Source organism: Actinosynnema mirum DSM 43827, from assembly GCF_000023245.1.
GTDB classification, from domain to species: Bacteria; Actinomycetota; Actinomycetes; order Mycobacteriales; family Pseudonocardiaceae; genus Actinosynnema; species Actinosynnema mirum.
This window is the reverse complement of the sequence record NC_013093.1, coordinates 6,915,277-6,933,761: the sequence shown is the minus strand read 5'-3', so window position 1 is coordinate 6,933,761 and position 18,485 is coordinate 6,915,277. Positions and strand designations below refer to the sequence as shown.

General features: G+C 73.8%; 16 protein-coding genes. 10 read left to right on the top strand and 6 right to left on the bottom strand.

The window, feature by feature from the left end:
- Genes AMIR_RS29180 through map form a run of 5 tightly spaced genes read left to right on the top strand, consistent with a single transcriptional unit; the run spans position 1 to position 6,036 of the window.
- Positions 1-1,212 (top strand): M50 family metallopeptidase, encoded by a 1,212-nt coding sequence (locus AMIR_RS29180; RefSeq protein ID WP_015804583.1) that lies wholly within the window; start codon positions 1-3, stop codon positions 1,210-1,212.
- A gap of 51 nt (positions 1,213-1,263) precedes the next feature.
- Positions 1,264-2,397: a flavodoxin-dependent (E)-4-hydroxy-3-methylbut-2-enyl-diphosphate synthase gene (ispG, locus tag AMIR_RS29175; RefSeq protein ID WP_425358893.1), complete on the top strand. Its 1,134-nt coding sequence runs from the start codon at positions 1,264-1,266 to the stop codon at positions 2,395-2,397.
- A gap of 50 nt (positions 2,398-2,447) precedes the next feature.
- The gene (locus AMIR_RS29170; protein ID WP_015804581.1) at positions 2,448-3,302 is read left to right on the top strand and encodes a GNAT family N-acetyltransferase; all 855 of its coding nucleotides are present in this window, start codon (positions 2,448-2,450) and stop codon (positions 3,300-3,302) included.
- Positions 3,303-3,322: 20 nt separating this feature from the next.
- Entirely contained in the window at positions 3,323-5,119 is a 1,797-nt protein-coding gene (locus AMIR_RS29165; protein WP_041838469.1) for a penicillin-binding transpeptidase domain-containing protein, read from the top strand.
- 59 nt (positions 5,120-5,178) lie between these two features.
- Positions 5,179-6,036 carry a type I methionyl aminopeptidase gene (gene map, locus AMIR_RS29160; RefSeq protein ID WP_015804579.1) on the top strand — a complete coding sequence of 286 codons (858 nt, stop codon included), beginning with the start codon at positions 5,179-5,181 and terminating at the stop codon, positions 6,034-6,036.
- A 21-nt stretch (positions 6,037-6,057) separates the two neighbouring features.
- Here the strand turns inward: map and AMIR_RS29155 are convergent, their stop codons facing one another.
- Positions 6,058-6,765 (bottom strand): hypothetical protein, encoded by a 708-nt coding sequence (locus AMIR_RS29155; protein WP_015804578.1) that lies wholly within the window; start codon positions 6,763-6,765, stop codon positions 6,058-6,060.
- 10 nt (positions 6,766-6,775) lie between these two features.
- On the opposite strand from AMIR_RS29155, the gene AMIR_RS29150 reads away from it, so the two are divergent.
- Positions 6,776-8,341 carry a cobyric acid synthase gene (locus tag AMIR_RS29150; protein WP_049796994.1) on the top strand — a complete coding sequence of 522 codons (1,566 nt, stop codon included), beginning with the start codon at positions 6,776-6,778 and terminating at the stop codon, positions 8,339-8,341.
- Positions 8,342-8,348: 7 nt separating this feature from the next.
- On the opposite strand, the gene AMIR_RS29145 is transcribed toward AMIR_RS29150, so the two are convergent.
- Positions 8,349-9,248, bottom strand: a complete 900-nt coding sequence (locus AMIR_RS29145; protein ID WP_015804576.1) for an EamA family transporter — start codon at positions 9,246-9,248, stop codon at positions 8,349-8,351.
- 74 nt (positions 9,249-9,322) lie between these two features.
- On the opposite strand from AMIR_RS29145, the gene AMIR_RS29140 reads away from it, so the two are divergent.
- Positions 9,323-10,237, top strand: coding sequence for a LysR family transcriptional regulator (locus AMIR_RS29140; RefSeq protein WP_015804575.1), 915 nt, complete (start codon positions 9,323-9,325; stop codon positions 10,235-10,237).
- Between the two features lie 181 nt (positions 10,238-10,418).
- Here AMIR_RS29140 and AMIR_RS29135 read toward each other — a convergent pair whose 3' ends face one another.
- Positions 10,419-11,090, bottom strand: coding sequence for a FadR/GntR family transcriptional regulator (locus AMIR_RS29135; RefSeq protein WP_015804574.1), 672 nt, complete (start codon positions 11,088-11,090; stop codon positions 10,419-10,421).
- A gap of 83 nt (positions 11,091-11,173) precedes the next feature.
- On the opposite strand from AMIR_RS29135, the gene AMIR_RS29130 reads away from it, so the two are divergent.
- Entirely contained in the window at positions 11,174-12,511 is a 1,338-nt protein-coding gene (locus tag AMIR_RS29130) for an MFS transporter (RefSeq protein WP_015804573.1), read from the top strand.
- A gap of 96 nt (positions 12,512-12,607) precedes the next feature.
- Here the strand turns inward: AMIR_RS29130 and AMIR_RS29125 are convergent, their stop codons facing one another.
- The gene (locus tag AMIR_RS29125) at positions 12,608-13,990 is read right to left on the bottom strand and encodes a mycothione reductase (protein WP_015804572.1); all 1,383 of its coding nucleotides are present in this window, start codon (positions 13,988-13,990) and stop codon (positions 12,608-12,610) included.
- Positions 13,991-14,031: 41 nt separating this feature from the next.
- Positions 14,032-14,559: a YbhB/YbcL family Raf kinase inhibitor-like protein gene (locus AMIR_RS29120; RefSeq protein ID WP_015804571.1), complete on the bottom strand. Its 528-nt coding sequence runs from the start codon at positions 14,557-14,559 to the stop codon at positions 14,032-14,034.
- 133 nt (positions 14,560-14,692) lie between these two features.
- On the opposite strand from AMIR_RS29120, the gene AMIR_RS29115 reads away from it, so the two are divergent.
- Both AMIR_RS29115 and AMIR_RS42940 read left to right on the top strand, forming a co-directional pair.
- Entirely contained in the window at positions 14,693-15,490 is a 798-nt protein-coding gene (locus AMIR_RS29115; RefSeq protein WP_015804570.1) for a polysaccharide deacetylase family protein, read from the top strand.
- Positions 15,491-15,646: 156 nt separating this feature from the next.
- On the top strand, positions 15,647-17,587 hold the full coding sequence (locus tag AMIR_RS42940) for a patatin-like phospholipase domain-containing protein (protein WP_015804569.1): 1,941 nt from the start codon (positions 15,647-15,649) through the stop codon (positions 17,585-17,587).
- Between the two features lie 78 nt (positions 17,588-17,665).
- Here the strand turns inward: AMIR_RS42940 and AMIR_RS29105 are convergent, their stop codons facing one another.
- Positions 17,666-18,466: an SAM-dependent methyltransferase gene (locus AMIR_RS29105; protein ID WP_015804568.1), complete on the bottom strand. Its 801-nt coding sequence runs from the start codon at positions 18,464-18,466 to the stop codon at positions 17,666-17,668.
- Positions 18,467-18,485: the final 19 nt, after the last annotated feature.

Sequence of the window (18,485 nt, the reverse complement as noted above, 5' to 3'; positions counted from 1 at the left end):
GTGGCGTTCGTGTTGGGTGTGGTGCTGTTCGCGCTGCTCATCGGCATTTCGATCGCGCTGCACGAGCTGGGACACCTGGCAACGGCCAAGGCCTTCGGCATGAAGGTGACCCGGTACTACATCGGCTTCGGCCCGCGCGTCTGGTCGATGCGCAGGGGTGAGACCGAGTACGGCCTCAAGGCCATCCCGGCGGGCGGCTTCTGCGAGATCGTCGGCATGACCGCGCTCGACGAGCTGTCGCCCGAGGACGAGAAGCGCGCCTTCTACCGGCAGAAGACCTGGAAGCGCGTCGTCGTGCTCTCCGCCGGGTCCATCACGCACTTCATCGTCGGCTTCGTCGTGCTGTACGCGATGGCCGCCACCATCGGCCTGCCGGACATCCGGGACGAGGCCGTGGTGTCGAAGGTCTCGCAGTGCGTGCCCGCCACCGCCGCCGAGGCCAAGAAGGAGAACCCGACCTGCGCGCCGACCGACCCGACGCCCGGCGTCAGCGCGGGCGTGCAGCAGGGTGACCGGATCGTCGCGGTCGACGGCCAGCGCCTGCCGACCTGGACCGAGGTCCAGAAGAAGATCCAGCAGAGCAGCGGCCCCACCGAGGTGGTCGTCCTGCGCGGTGACGACGAGGTCAAGCTGACCGTCGACATCCCGCAGGTCGAGCGCGAGCTGCGGCGCGCCGACGGCTCCACCTACGTCGACACCGTCGGCGTCGTCGGCGTCGCCAAGTCCCGGCTGTACGAGTACAACGCGCTCACCGCGGTCGGCGGCGCGACCAAGTACACCGGCGACATGTTCGCCAACACCTGGCGCGGCCTGATGAAGTTCCCCGAGAAGATCCCCATGGTCATCAAGGCCATCGGCGGCGGCGAGCGCGACCCGGAGGCCCCGGTCAGCGTGGTCGGCGCCTCCATCCTCGGAGGCGACGCCGTGAGCGCGGGCCTGTGGCACTTCTTCTGGCTCATGCTGGCGGGCCTGAACTTCTTCATCGGCGTGTTCAACCTCCTGCCGCTGCTCCCGCTGGACGGCGGCCACATCGCCGTCAACCTGTACGAGCGGGTGCGCGACTGGGTCCGCAAGCTGCGCGGCAAGCCCGCGGGGCCCCCGGTGAACTACCTGCGGCTGCTGCCGCTGACCTACTTCGCCATCTTCGTCGGCGGCGCGATCACGCTGCTGACGATCACCGCGGACATCGTCAACCCCATCCGGCTCCCCTGATGTGCCTCCCCGAAAGGTGCTTGTCCCATGACTGACGGCGTCATGCTCGGTATGCCTGCGCTGCCGCCTCCCGTCCTGTCCGAGCGGCGCAGGACCCGCCAGCTCAAGGTCGGGTCGGTCGGCGTCGGCAGCGAGTCCCCGGTGTCGGTGCAGTCCATGACCACGACGGTCACCGCGGACGTCAACGCCACCCTCCAGCAGATCGCGGAGCTCACCGCGTCCGGCTGCGACATCGTCCGGGTCGCCTGCCCCACGCAGGACGACGCCGACGCGCTCGCCGCCATCGCGAAGAAGTCCCAGATCCCGGTGATCGCGGACATCCACTTCCAGCCGAAGTACGTGTTCGCCGCCATCGAGGCGGGCTGCGCGGCGGTCCGGGTCAACCCCGGCAACATCAAGAAGTTCGACGACAAGGTCAAGGAGATCGCCGCGGCGGCCCGCGACCACAACACCCCCATCCGCATCGGCGTCAACGCGGGCTCGCTCGACCCGCGCCTGATGGCCAAGCACGGCAAGGCCACCCCCGAGGCCCTCGCCGAGTCGGCGCTGTGGGAGGCCTCGCTCTTCGCCGAGCACGACTTCCACGACCTGAAGATCTCCGTCAAGCACAACGACCCCGTGGTCATGGTGCGCGCCTACGAGATCCTCGCCGAGCAGTGCGACTACCCGCTGCACCTGGGCGTCACCGAGGCGGGCCCCGCGTTCCAGGGCACGATCAAGTCCGCCGTGGCCTTCGGCGCGCTGCTGCGCCAGGGCATCGGCGACACGATCCGGGTCTCCCTGTCGGCCCCGCCGGTGGAGGAGGTCAAGGTCGGCAACCAGATCCTGCAGTCGCTGAACCTGCGTCCCCGCAAGCTGGAGATCGTGTCCTGCCCGTCCTGCGGTCGGGCCCAGGTGGACGTCTACACCCTCGCCGAGCAGGTCACCGCCGGTCTGGAGGGCATGGAGGTGCCGCTGCGCGTCGCCGTCATGGGCTGCGTCGTCAACGGCCCCGGCGAGGCCCGCGAGGCCGACCTGGGCGTGGCCTCCGGCAACGGCAAGGGCCAGATCTTCGTCAAGGGCAAGGTCATCAAGACCGTGCCCGAGCACCTGATCGTGGAGACCCTGATCGAAGAGGCGATGCGCATCGCCGAGGAGGTCGGCGAGACCGAGGCCTCCGGCGAGCCCGTCGTCACGGTCGGCTGAGCGGGTGGCGGGCACCCCGCTCCGGCGCGTTCTCTGGCAGGCTTGGCCGTGTGCTGAGGCTTGCCGGAGCGAGGGTGCTCGACGACCGGGAGCTCACCGGGGTGCTGGCGGCGCTCGCCGCTGACCCGGTGGCGTCCTGCATGGTCGCCGCGCGGGTGGAGTCCGTGGGACTGGACCCGTGGCGGCTGGGCGGCGAGGTCTGGTCGTTCGACCACCGGTCGCTGCGCGGCGGGCGCGTGGACGCGCTGTGCTTCGCCGGTCCGAACCTGATCCCGCTGTCCGGCGGCCAGGCCGCGCTGCGCGGCTTCGCCGACCGGGCCCGGCGGCGGGGCCGCACGTGCTCCTCGCTGGTCGGTCCCGCCGAGCAGGTCATCGGCCTGTGGGAGGAGCTGGAGCGCGACTGGGGCCCGGCCCGCGAGGTGCGCGCCGACCAGCCGCTGCTCGCCATGGGCGGCGCGCCGTCGGTGCGCCCCGACCCGCTGGTGCGGCCGGTGCGGCCCGCCGAGCTGGAGCGCTACCTGCCCGCCGCGATCGCCATGTTCGTGGAGGAGGTCGGCGTCGACCCGTGCGTCGAGGACGGCGGCGCGGGCTACCGGGCGCGGGTGGCCGAGCTGATCGCGTCCGGGCGGGCGTTCGCCCGGTTCGAGAACGGCGAGGTCGTGTTCAAGGCCGAGATCGGGGCCATGTCCCGGCAGGTCGGCCAGATCCAGGGCGTGTGGGTGCGGCCGGACCGGCGCGGGCACGGCGTCGGCGCGGCGGGCACGGCGGCCGTGGCCGACCGGCTCGTCCGGGGCCTCGGGCGCACCGCGAGCCTGTACGTCAACGGCTACAACAGCCCCGCCCGCGCCGCGTACCGCAAGATCGGGTTCACGCAGGTGGGCCAGTACGCGACCGTGCTCTTCTGATCCGGGGGCATACTGCGGTGGTGCTGCTGCCCAAGCTGGCCGGTCCGGTGTGCGTCCTGCTGCTGCTCTCCGGGTGCGGGCTCTTCACGTCCGAGCCGGGGCCGGGCGACGCGCTCGGCGACTTCCTGTCCAAGGTGGCCTCCGGGGACACCCTGGGCGCCGCCGAGCTCACCGACGACCCCGCGTCCGCCAAGGACCTGCTGGACAAGGTGCGCGGCGCGCTGGGGGCCACCGGGCTGACCACCTCGGTCGACGCGGTCGGCGACCAGAGCGGGGCCACCGCGCCCGCCGAAGCCACCCTGGAGTGGCAGCTGCCCAACGAGCACCGGTGGAAGTACCGGACCACCGTGGAGCTGCGCCGCGAGGCCGACGACTGGAAGGTGCACTGGGCGCCCTCGGTCGTGCACCCCAAGCTCGGCGCGCAGCAGTCGCTCGGGTTCGCCGAGGCGCGGCCCGCGCTCGCCCCCGTGCTGGACCGGGACGGCACCGCGCTGATGTCACCCGAAACGGTGGTCTCGGTGCTGCTGAGCCCGAAGGAGGCCGGGGACCTGAACGCGGTCGCGACCGCGCTGGCGGGCGCGCTGTCCCGGTTCGACGGGAAGATCACCGCGAAGACCGTCGCCGACGGCGCGGCTGCCGTCCCGGAGGGCCAGTCGTACCTGGTGGCCGCGCTGCGCGACGCCGACTACCAGTCGGTCAAGCCCGCCATCTACGAGCTGCCCGGCGTCCGCTTCACCAGCCAGGTGAGCCTGCTGGCCCCCTCCCGCGACTACGGCTCGCAGGTGCTGCCCGCGATCCGCAAGTCCGTCGAGGACACCGTCGCGGGCGAGGCCGGGTTCCGCGTCTACACCGCCAACTCCTCCGGGCAGGAGGTCGAGACGCTGTTCGACCAGCAGCCCGAGCCCGCGCACGCCGTGCCCACCACGCTCAGCCGCCGGATGCAGGACGCCGCCGAGGACGCGCTGGAGCCGATCGCGCAGCCCGCGATGCTGGTGGCGCTGAAGGTCGGCACCGGCGAGGTGCTGGCCGTGGCGCAGAACGGCCCCGCCGACGAGCAGGGCGCGATCGCGCTCACCGGCCAGTTCCCGCCCGGCTCCACGTTCAAGATCGTCACGGCGGCGGCGGCCATGGCCTCGGGCAAGGCGAACGCGGACAGCCCGCTGCCCTGCCCCGCCAGGACCACCGTCGACGGCCGCCGGATCGTGCCCAACGACAAGGAGTTCGACAAGGGCGCCGTCCCGCTGCGGACGGCGTTCGCGTTCTCCTGCAACACCACCTTCGCCCAGCTCGCCGCCGAGCTGCCCGCCGCCGCGCTCACCGAGCAGGCCGCGTCGTTCGGCCTCGGCGTGGACTTCGAGATCCCGGCGATCACCACCATCACCGGCTCGGTGCCCGAGGCGTCCGACGTGGTCGAGCGGGCCGAGGACGGGTTCGGGCAGGGCAAGGTGGTCGCCAGCCCGTTCGGCATGGCCCTGGTCGCCGCGACCGCCGCGGGCGGCGCCATGCCCACGCCGACGCTCATGCGCGAGCAGGCCACCAAGGCCGACCGGCAGCCGCCCGCGCCGTCCACCGCCGTCCTGGAGCCGCTGCGGGCGATGATGCGCGAGGTGGTCGAGTCGGGCACCGCGACCCAGCTGCGCGACCTCGGCGACGTGCGCGGCAAGACCGGCACCGCCCAGTACGGCGACGGGGTCAACTCGCACGGCTGGTTCGTCGGCTACCGGGGCGACGTCGCGTTCGCCACGCTCCTGCTGGGGGCCAACGCCTCCACGCCCGCCGTGGACGCCACGGGGAGGTTCCTGCGGGCCACCGGCTGACGGTTCCCGCTTCCCGGACTCCCCTGCTGGCGCTCCGGCGGGCGTCGTAGTGTTGGGGCATGTCCGTGCGCGCCGTCCTGAAGCCTGGGACGCAGTCCCCCAGGCGCCCCGTCCCCGAGCACATCGAGCGGCCGGAGTACGTCGACCGCCCCGCCCCGCAGCGCAACACCGACCCGTGGGCGCAGACGCCCGAGGTGATCGAGGCCATGCGCGTCGCGGGCAGGCTCGCCGCCCAGGCGCTGCAGGAGGCGGGCAAGGCCGTCGTGCCCGGCGTCACCACCGACCGGCTCGACGCGATCGCCCACGAGTTCCTGTGCGACCACGGCGCGTACCCGTCGACGCTCGGCTACCGGGGCTTCCCGAAGTCCTGCTGCACCTCGCTCAACGAGGTCATCTGCCACGGCATCCCCGACTCGACCGTGGTCGAGGACGGCGACATCGTCAACATCGACGTCACCGCGTTCATCGGGGGAGTGCACGGCGACACCAACGCCACCTTCATCGCGGGCGAGGCGTCCGAGGAGGTGCGGCTGCTGGTCGAGCGCACCCACGAGGCCACCATGCGCGCGATCAAGGCCGTGAAGCCCGGCAGGCAGCTCAACGTCGTCGGCCGCGTCATCGAGGCCTACGCCAACCGCTTCGGCTACGGCGTGGTGCGCGACTTCACCGGCCACGGCATCGGCCGCACGTTCCACAACGGCCTGATCGTGCTGCACTACGACGCGCCGCACGTGCCCACCGTCATCGAGACCGGCATGACGTTCACGATCGAGCCGATGATCACGCTCGGCGGCGCCGACGGCGAGATGTGGGACGACGGCTGGACCGTCACCACCAAGGACAAGAGCTGGACCGCGCAGTTCGAGCACACCCTCGTCGTCACCGACGAGGGTGCGGAGATCCTCACCACCTGCTGAGCCCGAACCCCGGTCGGGCCGTCAGCGGCCCAACCGGTCCAGCAGGTCCGCCAGCGCCAGCGCCACCGGCTCCGGGTCGGTGGCGGCGGCCAGGTGGTGCAGGTCCAGCTCGCGGACCGGCCAGCCCAGCGCGGCGGCCTGGGCGCACGCCTCGTCGTAGGCGGGGCTCAGCCGCAGCAGCGCCTGCGGGCCGGTCCACTCGATCGTCGGGTGCGGCTCCTTCAGGAACGCCAGCGGAACCTCGGGGGCCTCGGCGGTGATCTCGGCCAGCAGGTCCGCGTCGGACACCAGGTCCGCGATCCCGTCCGGGCCGAACCAGCGGTCCCAGCGCTGGAGCAGCCCGCCCCGCGAGGCGGCCTTCAGCGCGGAGAACAGCTCGGCGGGCGCGGTGTCGCGCCAGCTGCGGCCGGGTGTGGGCAGGTCGGAGTCGAGGTAGACCAGACCGGTGACGGGGGCTTCCTCGAGGGCCTCGGCGAACGCGGGGAGCAGGGGACCGGCGCCGCTGTGCCCGATCAGGACCAGGTCGCCGCTCACCCCCGAGTCCTCGACCGCGTCGGTGAGGCCGCCGATGATCCGCTGGTGCACGGGTGCGGCGTTGACCGTCACCCGCACGTCCAGCGGCAGCACCGGCCTGCCGAGCGCGGCGAGCGCGTCGGCGAGCGGGGCGAGGCTGGCGGGTCCCAGGAACGGGCTGTGCAGCAGGACCGCGGTGGCGGGCGTGTCGACCATGACGAGGATGATGGCAGCCCGCGGGCGCCGGTGGAGGGGTGCGGCTGTGAGTGGTGCGGTGCTGGTGGCCGGGACCACGTCGGACGCGGGCAAGAGCGTCCTGGTGGCGGGCCTGTGCCGGTGGTTGGCGCGGGAGGGCGTGCGGGTCGCGCCTTTCAAGGCGCAGAACATGTCCAACAACTCCGCGGTCACCCCCGACGGCGGCGAGATCGGCCGCGCGCAGGCCGTCCAGGCCGCCGCGTGCGGACTGGAGCCGAGCGTGCGGTTCAACCCGGTGCTGCTCAAGCCCGGTGGCGACCGCAGCTCCCAGGTGGTGGTGCTGGGCAAGGTCGCGGGCGAGGTGTCCGCCATGTCCTACCGGGAGCGCAAGGCCGAGCTGATGACCGTGGTGCTCGACACCCTGGCCGGGCTGCGCGCCGACCACGAGGCCGTGGTGTGCGAGGGCGCCGGGTCCCCGGCGGAGATCAACCTTCGGGCCACCGACATCGCGAACATGGGACTGGCGCGCGCCGCCGGGCTGCCCGTGCTGGTGGTCGGCGACATCGACCGGGGCGGGGTGCTGGCGCACCTGTTCGGCACGCTCGCGCTGCTCGACCCGGCCGACCAGGCGCTCGTGGCCGGGTTCGTGGTCAACAAGTTCCGGGGCGACCCCGCCCTGCTCGAACCGGGGCTGCGGCAGCTGCGCGAGCTGACCGGGCGGCCGGTGCACGGGGTGCTGCCGTGGCGCGAGGAGCTGTGGCTGGACGCCGAGGACTCGCTGTCCTACGCGGCCGACGGGGTGATCGGACGGCCGCAGGCCCCGGTGGGGCGGCAGTGGCTGCGGGTGGCCGTGGTGCGGCTGCCCCGGATCTCCAACGCCACCGACGTGGAGGCGCTGGCCTGCGAGCCTGGCGTGTCCGTGCGCTTCGTCACCGAGCCGTCCCGGCTGGCCGACGCGGACCTGGTGGTGCTGCCCGGTTCCAAGGCGACCGTGTCGGACCTGGCGTGGCTGCGCCGCACCGGGCTGGCCGACGCGATCGCCGCGCACGACGGGCCGGTGCTGGGGGTGTGCGGCGGGTACCAGATGCTCGCGCGCTCGATCGACGACCCGGTGGAGTCGGGCGCGGGTCCGGTGCCGGGGCTGGGGCTGCTGGACGTGGACGTGGTGTTCGAGCCGGAGAAGGCGCTGCACCGGCCGACCGGGGTGGCGCTGGGCGAGCCGGTGACCGGGTACGAGATCCACCACGGCCGGGTGGCGCGCCGCGCCGACGACCTGCCGGGGCTGGTGGAGCTGCCGGGCGGCGAGGTCGAGGGCGCGGTGCGCGGACGCGTCGTGGGCACGCACTGGCATGGGCTGCTGGAGAACAACGGGTTCCGGCGGGCGTTCCTGCGGCACGTGGCCGGGCTCGCCGGGCGGGACGGGTTCGAGGTCGCCCCGGACACCGACTTCGCGGCCCGCCGCGAGGCCCAGCTGGACCTGCTCGGCGACCTGGTCGTGGACCACCTGGACACGGGCGCGGTGCGGGCGCTGCTGGAGCGCGGGGCGCCGGGCGGGCTGCGGGTCGTGCCGCCCGCCGGGGCGCCGCCGGTCGCCTGAGCGGGGGCTACACCGGCACGGCCTCCACGACCGGTTCGGCGCGGCGGCGGGAGCGGGGGCGGGTGAGCGTCGCCGCCCCCATGCCCGCCACCACCAGCCCCGCCGCGCCCAACCGGACCGCCGTGACCTCCTCGTCCAGCAGCAGCCAGCCGGACAGCATCCCGGCCACCGGCACCAGCAGCGCGAACGGCACCACGCGCGGCGCGGGGTAGGTGCGCAGCAGGAAGCCCCACAGGGCGAAGCCGAGCAGCGTCGACACCCAGGCCACGAACAGCAGCGACCCGGCGCCCGCCCAGTCCATGCCGCGCAGCGCGGCCAGGTCCGCCTCCGGGCCCTCGACCAGCAGCGACAGCGCCAGCAGCGGCAGCACCGCCACCGCGCTCACCCACACGATGAACCGCAGCGAGTCCGGCGGCTGGGCCTTGCGGGTCAGCACGTTCGCCACGCCCCACGCGAGCGCGCCGCCCACGACCAGCAGCAGCGCCGACACCGGGCTCGACACCCGGTAGTCCAGGGCGATCACCACGAACCCGGTCGTGGCCACCGCCAGGCCCAGCACCTGCGCCGGTCGCGGGCGCTCGCCCAGCACCACCGCCGACAGCGCCACGGTGAACACCACCTGGCTCTGGAGCACCAGCGACGACAGGCCCGCGGGCATCCCGGCGTGCATCCCGGTGAACAGCAGGCCGAACTTCACCACGCCCAGCGCCAGCCCCACGCCGAACACCCACCGCCACGCCACGCGCGGCCCTCCCAGGAAGAACACGGCGGGCACGGCGGCGAGCAGGAACCGCAGGGCGGAGAACAGCAGCGGGGGGAACTCCGCGAGGCCGACCTTGACGACCACGAAGTTGACGCCCCAGATGGCGGCGACGAGCACCGCGACGGCGGAGTGGGCTGGTTTCACGTCCGCCAGTCTCAGCCCGGCCAATCGTTTAGCACCAGAGCTAAGTTCTGAAACATGGGGTTTAGCATTGCTGAATGCTCGACCTGGGACGCCTGCGGGCGCTGCACGCGGTGGCGCGGCACGGTTCGGTCGGGGCCGCGGCCTCGGCGCTGGGGTACACGCCGTCGGCGGTGTCCCAGCAGATCACCAAGCTGGAGCGGGAGACCCGCGCGGTGCTGCTGGAGCGGCGCGGGCGCGGGGTGGTGCTCACCGACGCGGCGCTGCTGCTCGCCGACACCGCCGAGCGGGTGCTGGCCCTGGTCGAGGGGGCCGAGGTGGCGCTGGAGCGGCAGCGCGGGCAGGTCGTGGGGGAGCTGCGGATCGGCGCGTTCTCCACCGCCGCGCGCGGGCTGCTGCCGCCCGCGCTCGCGGAGCTGGCGGTGCGGCACCCGGAGCTGGACGCGCGGCTGGTCGAGCAGGACCCGCCGGAGGCGATCGGCGCGGTGGCGCGCGGCGAGCTGGACCTGGCCGTGGCCCACGACTGGGTGAACGCGCCGCTGCCCGTGCACGAGTCGCTGGCGCGGGTGCGGCTGGGGGAGGACTACGCGGACGTGCTCCTGCCGCCGGGGCACCGGCTGGCCGGGCGGGCGGCGGTCGGGGTGGCGGACCTGGCGGGGGAGCGGTGGATCTGCCAGCCGGAGGGGACGATCTGCCACGACTGGCTGGTCAACGCGTTCCGGGCGGAGGGCGCCGAGCCGCTGCTGGCGCACCGGGTCGGCGAGTACGAGACCCAGCTGGCGCTGCTGGAGCGCGGGGTGGGGGTGGCGTTGCTGCCCAGGCTGGGGCGGGGCGCGCTGCCGGAGGGCGTGCGCGCGGTGCCGTTCGAGCCCCGGCCGACCCGGCGGGTGTTCGTGGTGTGGCGCGCGCAGGCGGCCAGGCGACCCGCGATCGGGGCCGTGGCGCAGGTGCTGCGGGAGGTCTGGGAGGCGTGGGTCCCGACGCGGGGGTGACGGCGTGGGGGATGGCGCGGCGGTGAGAGCGCGGCGGGGATGCGGCGGTGCGGGCGCCGGTGCGGGAGCGCTGGGGTGACGGCGCTGGGGTGACGGCGCGGCGGTGAGAGCGCGCGCGGGCGATCCGCGCGCGGCGCTCCCGGCCCGTGCGCGCGAACCCCTCGTGGGCGACCGCCGCCCGCTACTCCCCGTGCCGCTCCAGCAGCTCCTCCAGGAACCCGCCCGCCTCCAGCGCCGCCCGCGCCGGGTCGGCGTCGCGGATCGCCTGGAGCAGGCCCTCGTGGGACAGGTCGTCGTCGTCCGGCGCGGTGCGCACGGTCGCGTCGATGCTGGCCCGCACCGCCTCGGTCAGGCCCTGGTACAGCTCGGCCAGCAGGGTGTTGTGCGAGCACTGGAGCAGCAGCTCGTGGAACTGCGCGTCCCGCTCGACCAGCCGCTCCCAGTCCTTCGCGGCCAGCGCCGAGTCCCGCTCGGCGAGCGCGACCTCCAGCCGGGCCAGCTCCTCCTCGGTGCGCTGGGTCGCGGCCAGCCGCGCGCCCTCGACCTCCAGCGTCCGCCGCACCTGGAGCACGTCCCGCAGCTCGCTGCCGCACAGCCTGCGCACCGCCCCGGACAGCTCGCTCGTGGCGCGCACGAACGTCCCGTCGCCCTGGCGGACCTCCAGCAGGCCGGCGTGGGCCAGCGCCCGCACCGCCTCGCGCACGGTGTTGCGCCCCACGCCCAGCGCCGTCACCAGCTCCGGCTCGGGGGGGATGCGCCGGCCGACCGGCCATTCACCGCTGGCGATCGCCCCCCTCATCTGGTCGATCACCTGGTCGACGAGGCCCGCCCGTCGAGTAGTGGCCAACGGCACAGCGGCATCCTTTCATCCAAACATCCTATGTCTGCGATAGTAACCGAGTGTCGATCCAGCAAATCCCGCCAGACCGAATTCCCGTGTCCGTCCACATTGCCACCGATCCGGGTGACGACGCGACGGTGGGAACACATCCGGTCACCGGAGCCGCTGATCAGACCACCGCTGATCCGACGACTGCCGCACCCGCCACCGCGCCCCCGGCCGAACCCGCCCCCGGACCGCGCCAGGGCCGGGGCGCCGCGCTGGTCGGCAGCACCCTCCTCGCGGTCGGCGTCGCGCTCGCCGCCGCGAACCTGCGCCCCGCCGTCACGAGCCTGGCCTCCGTGCTCGGCGACGTCCGCGCCTCGCTCGGCGCCACCACCGCGTGGACCAGCCTGCTGACCGCCGTGCCCACCGTCTGCTTCGGCGTCGCCGCGTTCGCCGCCCCGTGGCTGGGCCGCCGCTTCGGCATGGCCCGCGCGGTCGGCGCGTCGCTGGTCGTGCTCACCCTCGGCCTGGTCCTGCGGGTCCTGGACGGCCCGGCCGTGCTGCTCGGCGGCACGTTCACCGCCTGCGCGGGCATCGCGGTGTGCAACGTGCTGATCCCGGTCGTGGTGAAGGAGTCGTTCCCGGACAAGGTCGGGTTCCTCACCGGCGTCTACACCGCGGCGCTCGCCGCCGGAGCCGCGGTGGGCGCCGCCCTCACCCCGACCCTGGAGACCGTGCTCGGCTCCTGGCAGCTCGCCGCCGCCACCTGGGCGCTGCTGTCGACCGCCGCCCTGCTGGTGTGGTCCGCGAGCGCCCGCCACGGCGCCGCCCCCGCCGTCGCCCCCGCCCACGGCGCCCGTCCCGCCGCCCCGGCGCGCCGCACCTCGGTGCTGCGCAGCCCGCTGGCCTGGGTGATCACCGTCTTCTTCGGGCTCCAGTCGCTGCTCGCCTACACCGTCATGGGCTGGCTGCCACAGATCATGGCCGACTCCGGCGTCGACCGGACCACCGCCGGGATGCTGCTCGCGATCACCATGGTGCTCGGCGTCCCGGTCAGCCTCGTCGTGCCGCCGCTGGCCACCCGCTGGGGCTCGCAGTCCTGGCTGGTCGTCCTGCTCGGCTCGCTGTCCATCGCGGGCATCCTGGGCCTGGCCATCGCGCCGGTCGCCGCGCCCGGCCTGTGGGTCGTGCTGATTGGCACCGGCATGTGCGTGTTCCCGCTGGCCCTGGTGATCATCTCGCTGCGCACCGCCACCGCCGCCGACACCGCGAACCTGTCCGCCATGGCGCAGAGCATCGGCTACCTCATCTCGGCCGCAGGCCCGTTCGCGTTCGGCGTGCTGCGCGACGTGACCGGCGCGTGGACGGTGTCGATGTACGTGCTCGCGGGCGTCCTCGTCGCGCTCATCGCCCTGGGCGTGATCGCCGGACGGCCGCGCACCCTCTGACACCCCTCGGCACGGCGGGAGGCCCGGACCTCAGTGGTCCGGGCCTCCCGCCGTGCCGTGCCGGTCTTTCAGCGCCAGTGCTTCAACGCTGGTCCCTCAGCGCTGGTCCTTCAACGGGAGCGCGAGCAGCGCGTTCTCCACGACCTCCGGCATCCCGGGGTGGATCCAGTACTGCCCCTTGGCCATCGACCGCGCGTCCAGGCCGAAGCTCATCGCCTGGATCAGCGGCTGCACCACGGTCGGCGCCTGCGGCCCGATCACGTGCGCGCCCAGCAGTTGCCCGGTCACCGGGTCGGCCAGCAGCTTCACGAAACCGGTGGTGTCCTCCATCGCCCAGCCGTAGGCGATCGACGCGTACGGCTGCTCGACGCTGACGTACGACACGCCCTTCGCCACCGCGTCCCGCTCGGTCAGCCCGACCGAGGCGATCTGCGGCGACGAGAACACCGCCGACGGCACGAACCGGTGGTCCGAGGCGACCGGCGCGTCCGGGTTCAGCAGGTTGTGCCGCACCACCTTCGCCTCGTGGTTCGCCACGTGCTTGAGCTGGTAGTCCGAGCTGATGTCGCCCAGCGCGTAGATCCCCTCCACCGAGGTGCGCTGGAACTCGTCGACCGCGACCCTGCCCTTGTCGTTGAGGGCCACACCGGTCGCCGCGACGTCCAGCAGGTCGGTGTTGGGCTGACGGCCGACCGCGACCAGCAGCTCCTCGGCCTCCACGACCTCGGGGCCGTCCGGGCCCTCCAGGTGCAGCCGCGCCACCCCGTCGACCCGCTCGGCCCGCACCGCGCGCCGGTCCAGCCGCACGTCCCACTTGGCCGAGGCGAGCTCGGTGAACCGGGCCGACACCGCGTCGTCCTCGGCCCGCAGCAGCGCGCCGGAGCGGGCCACCAGGGTGACCTCCACGCCGAACGACGAGAACACGTGCGCGAACTCGGTGGCCACGAACCCGCTGCCCAGGATCACCATCCGCCGGGGCAGCCGGTCCAGCCGCATCACCGTGTCGCTGGTGTGGAAGCCGGTCTCGGCCAGGCCCGGCACGTCCGGCACGACCGGCCGCGAGCCCGCCGCGATCACGAACCGGTCGGCGGTGATGGTCTCGCCGGCGCCGGTGTCGAGCGTCTTCGGTCCGGTGAACCGGGCCGTCCCGCTGAACACGGTGGTGTTCGCGCTGCCGCTCTCGCGCCACCGCCTGCCGCCCTCGGCGATCGGGTCGACGCGCCCGAAGATCCGGTCCCGCACGTCGGTCCAGCGCACGCCGTCGAGCGAGGCGTCCACGCCGAAGCGGGCCGCGCTCGCCGGACCCGCCGCGAGGTCCGCGGTGTGGACGAACATCTTCGTCGGGATGCAGCCCACGTTCAGGCAGGTCCCGCCGAACACGCCCTTCTCCACGATCGCGACGTCCCAGGCGGCGAACGCCTCGTCCACGATGGAGTTGCCGGAGCCGGTGCCGATGACAACCAGGTCGAAGTGCCTCACGCCGTGCTCAACCCCTTCGTCCGGGCGGATGTTCCCGGCGGTCAGTGCTGGTAGGTGGGGGTGATGATCGCCCGCGCCAGGGTGTGGAACGCCAGGTTGAAGCTCACCACGGCGGGAGAGGCGTCGCCGTCCACGTCCAGCGCCTCGACGTCGACCGCGTGCACCACGAAGAAGTAGCGGTGCGGGTGGTCGCCCTGGGGCGGGGCCGCGCCGCCGAACGCGCGGGTGCCGTAGTCGCTGCGCACGTGGAACGCGCCGCCGGGCAGCGAGGCGTCGTCCGCGCCCGCGCCGGTGTCCAGCGAGGTGGTCGAGACCGGCAGGTTCACCGCGACCCAGTGCCAGAAGCCGGACGGGGTGGGGGCGTCCGGGTCGAAGCAGGTCACCACGAAGCTCTTCGTCCCCTCGGGGAACCCGCTCCAGGACAGCTGCGGCGAGGTGTTGCCGCCCTCGAACACCTGCGCCTGCGGCAGGGGCCGCCCGTCGGCCACGTCGGTCGAGGTGACCTGGAACGCGGGCACGGTCGGGAGCAGCGAGTACGGGTCCGGCGCGACGGGTCGGTCGAGGCTCATCGGGTCCTCCGCTGGTGATCTTGGCTGTCGGAGCCCGACCCTATCCCCGGCGGTTCGCGATCGCCGTGCAACCCGGATGGCGGCACCCGCGTCCCATCCGGAGGAACAGCAATCCTCCGGGGGGATCCACTCCATGCGCGCGTTGGCAGTAGCGATGACGGCTGCCCTGGGACTGCTGGCGGCCTGCTCGCCCGCTCCCGAAGCCCTCAGGGCGGTGCCCGTGCCGCCGAGCACGACGACCACGTCCATGACCACCACCCCGCCCCCGCCGCCGCCGAAGCTGTTCCAGCAGCCCTACCGGTACGGCACGGCCCAGAAGGAGGCCCCGCCGCAGGAGGGCGACCTCGCGCCGGTGGTCAGCAGCATCGAGACCGACAAGCCCTACGTGTTCCTGACCGTCGACGACGGCGCGGTCCGGCACCCGAAGGCGCTCCAGCTCGTCCGCGACTCCGGCATCGAGCCGTCGCTGTTCCTCAACACCACGCACGTGCAGCCGGACCCGGCGTACTTCAAGGCGCTCCAGGGCGCGGGCGCGCACGTGCACGCCCACACCGCGGACCACCCGAACCTGCGCGGCATGGGGTACGAGGCGCAGCGCGCGCAGATCTGCGGCAACGCCGACTACCTCGGGTCGGCGCTCGGGACCAGGCCGACCCTGTTCCGCCCGCCGTTCGGCAACTACGACCTGAACACCCGCCGCGCCGCCGCCTCGTGCGGGATGCGGGCGGTGGTGCTGTGGACCGCGGCGGTCAACGACGGCGTGGTGCAGTTCCAGGTCGGGGACAAGCTGCGCGGCGGCGACATCGTGCTCATGCACTTCCGGGACAGCTTCGTGGCCGACTTCACCGCGTTCTGCGAGCGCGCGAAGGCGGACGGGATGACCCCGGTGCTGCTGGACGACTTCCTGGCCCCGCCCACCAAGCGGCACTGACCGGGCGGCACTGACCGGGCGGCGCTGAGCGGGGAGCGCTGGCCAGCCGGCACCGAGTGGCCAGCACCGGTCGGGGCGCGCACGACTGCTCCACCCGTGCGCCCTCCCCGAAACGGCCCTAGCGGCCACCCCGGCGCCGCGCGGGACCATCCGGTGATGGCGGCAGGCGACGGGGACTACGGGGACTACGAGGACTTCGACAGGTGCTGCGACCTGACCATGCGCGGCGGGGCCACGAGCGGGATCGTCTACCCGCTGGCCGTGGTCGAGCTGTCCAAGCACTACCGGTTCCGCTCGCTCGGCGGGGCCTCGGCCGGGGCGATCGGGGCCTCGTTCGCGGCGGCGGCCGAGCGCGGGCGGGACAGCGGCGGGTTCGACCGGCTCGCCGACACGGTCACCTGGTTCGCGTCCGGGCGGCAGCGGCTCGCCCAGCTGTTCCAGCCGACCAGGGCCACCCGCAAGCTCTACCGGCTGGTCACCGCGACCATGCAGAGCCGGGAGACCACCGGGCGCAGCGCGGCGGTGTCCCTGGTGTTCGCGCTGCTGGGCGCGATCGGCCCGCGGGCCAAGGCCGCGCTCGCCGCGGCGCTGCTGGTCTGGCTGGCCGGGCCTGCGCTGTGGTTCGGCGCGGTCGCCTGGCCCGGCTTCCCGACCTGGGGGCTGGCGGCCGTCGTCGTGGTGGCGGCGGTCACGGTGCCGTGGGTGGCGGTGAAGGCGCTGCCCACCGGGCGCGGACCGCTGCCCGCCCGGATCGGCCTGCTGCTGCTGGCTGCCGTCCCGCTCTACCCGATCGTCCCCCGGCTGCGCGTGGACTGGGCGGTGCTGGCGTCGGCGGCCACCGCCGGGGTGGTGTGGCTGGTGCTCGGCTTCGGGCTGGCCAGCGCGGTCGTCCTGATCTACGCGGGCGGGGTGCGCAGGTTCGTGCGCGAGCGGGCCGTGTCCATCGGCTTCGGGCTCGTGCCCGGCACCGGCGGCTACCGGGCGAGCTGGTGGGACCGCCGCTGCGGGATGCCGAAGTCCACCGACGTCCCGCCGCTGAGCGACTGGCTCGCCGACTCCCTCGACCACCTCTCGGGCGTGCGCGGGCTGCGCTTCTCCGACCTCACCACGAACCTGGTGCTGATGAGCACCGACGTGTCCGAGGGCCGCCCGTGCAGGCTGCCGTTCACCTCGGACGACCGGTGGCTGTTCTGCGCCGACTGCCTCGCGGGGGTGCTGCCCGCGCGGGTGGTCGACCTGCTCGGCGACGAGGGCGCGGACGACAAGCGCTGCCCGCTGCACCCGGCGACCGCGCTGCGCGTGCTGCCCGCCGACCTCCCGGTGGCGCTCGCGGTGCGGATGAGCATTCCGATGCCCGGCCTGATCTCGGCGGTGCCGCTGGTGCGCGCCGAACCCGAGCCGAGGGTGCACTGGTTCTCGGACGGCGGCATCACCAGCAACTTCCCCATCCACTTCTTCGACACCCTGCTGCCCCGCTGGCCCACGTTCGGGCTCACCCTGCAGGGCTACCCGGCGCCGGGCGTGCAGGACGTGTGGCTGCCCGAGCAGGACGCCTCGCAGGAGGGCAGGCCGTGGCGGTCGGTCACCGGCGCGGTCGGGTTCGCGCAGGCGGTCCTGGACACCGCGCTCGGCTGGCGGGACGCGATGCAGTCGGCGCTGCCGGGCTTCCGGGGGCGGATCGCGCACGTGCGGCTGCGCGGCGGGGAGGGCGGCACGAACCTGTTCATGCGGCCGGAGACGATCCGGGCGCTGGCCGAGCGCGGCCGGGTCGCGGGCGAGCTGCTGCGCACCAGGTTCACCCAGGAGGGCGGCGAGCGGACCGCGCGGTACCGGTGGATCCGGATGCGGATCGCCATGCGCGAGTACCAGGAGCTGGCCAGGCAGGCGCGCGAGCGCGGCGAGCAGTACCGGGAGCTGGCGGACGGCTACCCGGTGCCGGAGGAGCTGAAGTCCTGGTTCGCGGACCCGCCCGCCGGGACCGACCCGTTCTCGGCCGACGTGCGGCTGACCCTGGACCAGCTCGGCGGCCTGGTGCCCGGCCCGTTCGACGGTGCGCCGCCGGTGAACCCGGACCTGCGGCTCAACCCGGCCGAGTGAGCGGGCCTGCTCAGGACCGGGTGACGTGACCGGGTGGGGCGCCCGGAGCTCCGGGCGCCCCACCGCGATCGCGCCGGGTCAGACCTTGCGGCCCACGCCCACGTACGCGCTGGTGTAGGCGTCGTCCGAGTCGCGCCGCCACTCCGACAGCGGCACCACACCCGGCTCGACCACCTCGAACCCGTCGAACAGCTTGGCCACCTCGGCCCGGTCGCGGAAGATCAGCGGGCTCTCGGTGCGCTTGTACACGTCCTGCACCCGCGCGGTGTCCTGCTCGGCGTCGACCTGCACGCCCTCCACCGTCGCGTGCGAGATCGCCAGGAAGCTGCCGGGGACCAGCGCGTCCCGGTACCGGGCGATCGCGCCGTGCGGGTCGTCGGAGTCCGGCACGAAGTGCAGCACCGCGACCATCAGCACACCGATCGGCCGGTCGAAGTCCAGCAGCCGCCGCACGTCCTCGTTCTCCAGCACGGACGCCGGGTCGCGCAGGTCCGCCTGGATGGCGGTGGCCAGCGGGTTCGCCGACAGGATCGCGGTGCTGTGCGCGACCGCGACGGGCTCGATGTCCACGTAGACCACGCGCGCCGCGGGGTTGGCGGCCTGGGCGATCTCGTGCACGTTGCCCACGGTCGGGATGCCCGAGCCCAGGTCCAGGAACTGGTCGATGCCCTGGTCCAGCAGGTAGCGCACCGAGCGCCGCAGGAACGTCCGCAGCGAGCGCGCCGCCCCGGACATGCCGGGGAAGACGTGCTCCACCGCCTTGGCCGCCTCCCGGTCCACGGCGAAGTTGTGCGACCCGCCCAGGTAGTAGTCGTACATCCGGGCCGTGCTCGGTCGGTCCAGGTCCACCGACGCGGGGACCCAGCTCGCCTGCTCCATAAAAGCCTTCTCCTCTTGA

Coding starts and splice junctions, on each gene's coding strand:
- ispG (WP_425358893.1), top strand. CDS start 1,264: ATGCCTGCGCTGCCGCCTCCCGTCCTGTCCGAGCGGCGCAGGACCCGC.
- map (WP_015804579.1), top strand. CDS start 5,179: ATGTCCGTGCGCGCCGTCCTGAAGCCTGGGACGCAGTCCCCCAGGCGC.
- AMIR_RS29155 (WP_015804578.1), bottom strand. CDS start 6,765: ATGGTCGACACGCCCGCCACCGCGGTCCTGCTGCACAGCCCGTTCCTG.
- AMIR_RS29150 (WP_049796994.1), top strand. CDS start 6,776: ATGGCAGCCCGCGGGCGCCGGTGGAGGGGTGCGGCTGTGAGTGGTGCG.
- AMIR_RS29140 (WP_015804575.1), top strand. CDS start 9,323: ATGCTCGACCTGGGACGCCTGCGGGCGCTGCACGCGGTGGCGCGGCAC.
- AMIR_RS29120 (WP_015804571.1), bottom strand. CDS start 14,559: ATGAGCCTCGACCGACCCGTCGCGCCGGACCCGTACTCGCTGCTCCCG.
- AMIR_RS29115 (WP_015804570.1), top strand. CDS start 14,693: ATGCGCGCGTTGGCAGTAGCGATGACGGCTGCCCTGGGACTGCTGGCG.
- AMIR_RS42940 (WP_015804569.1), top strand. CDS start 15,647: ATGGCGGCAGGCGACGGGGACTACGGGGACTACGAGGACTTCGACAGG.
- AMIR_RS29105 (WP_015804568.1), bottom strand. CDS start 18,466: ATGGAGCAGGCGAGCTGGGTCCCCGCGTCGGTGGACCTGGACCGACCG.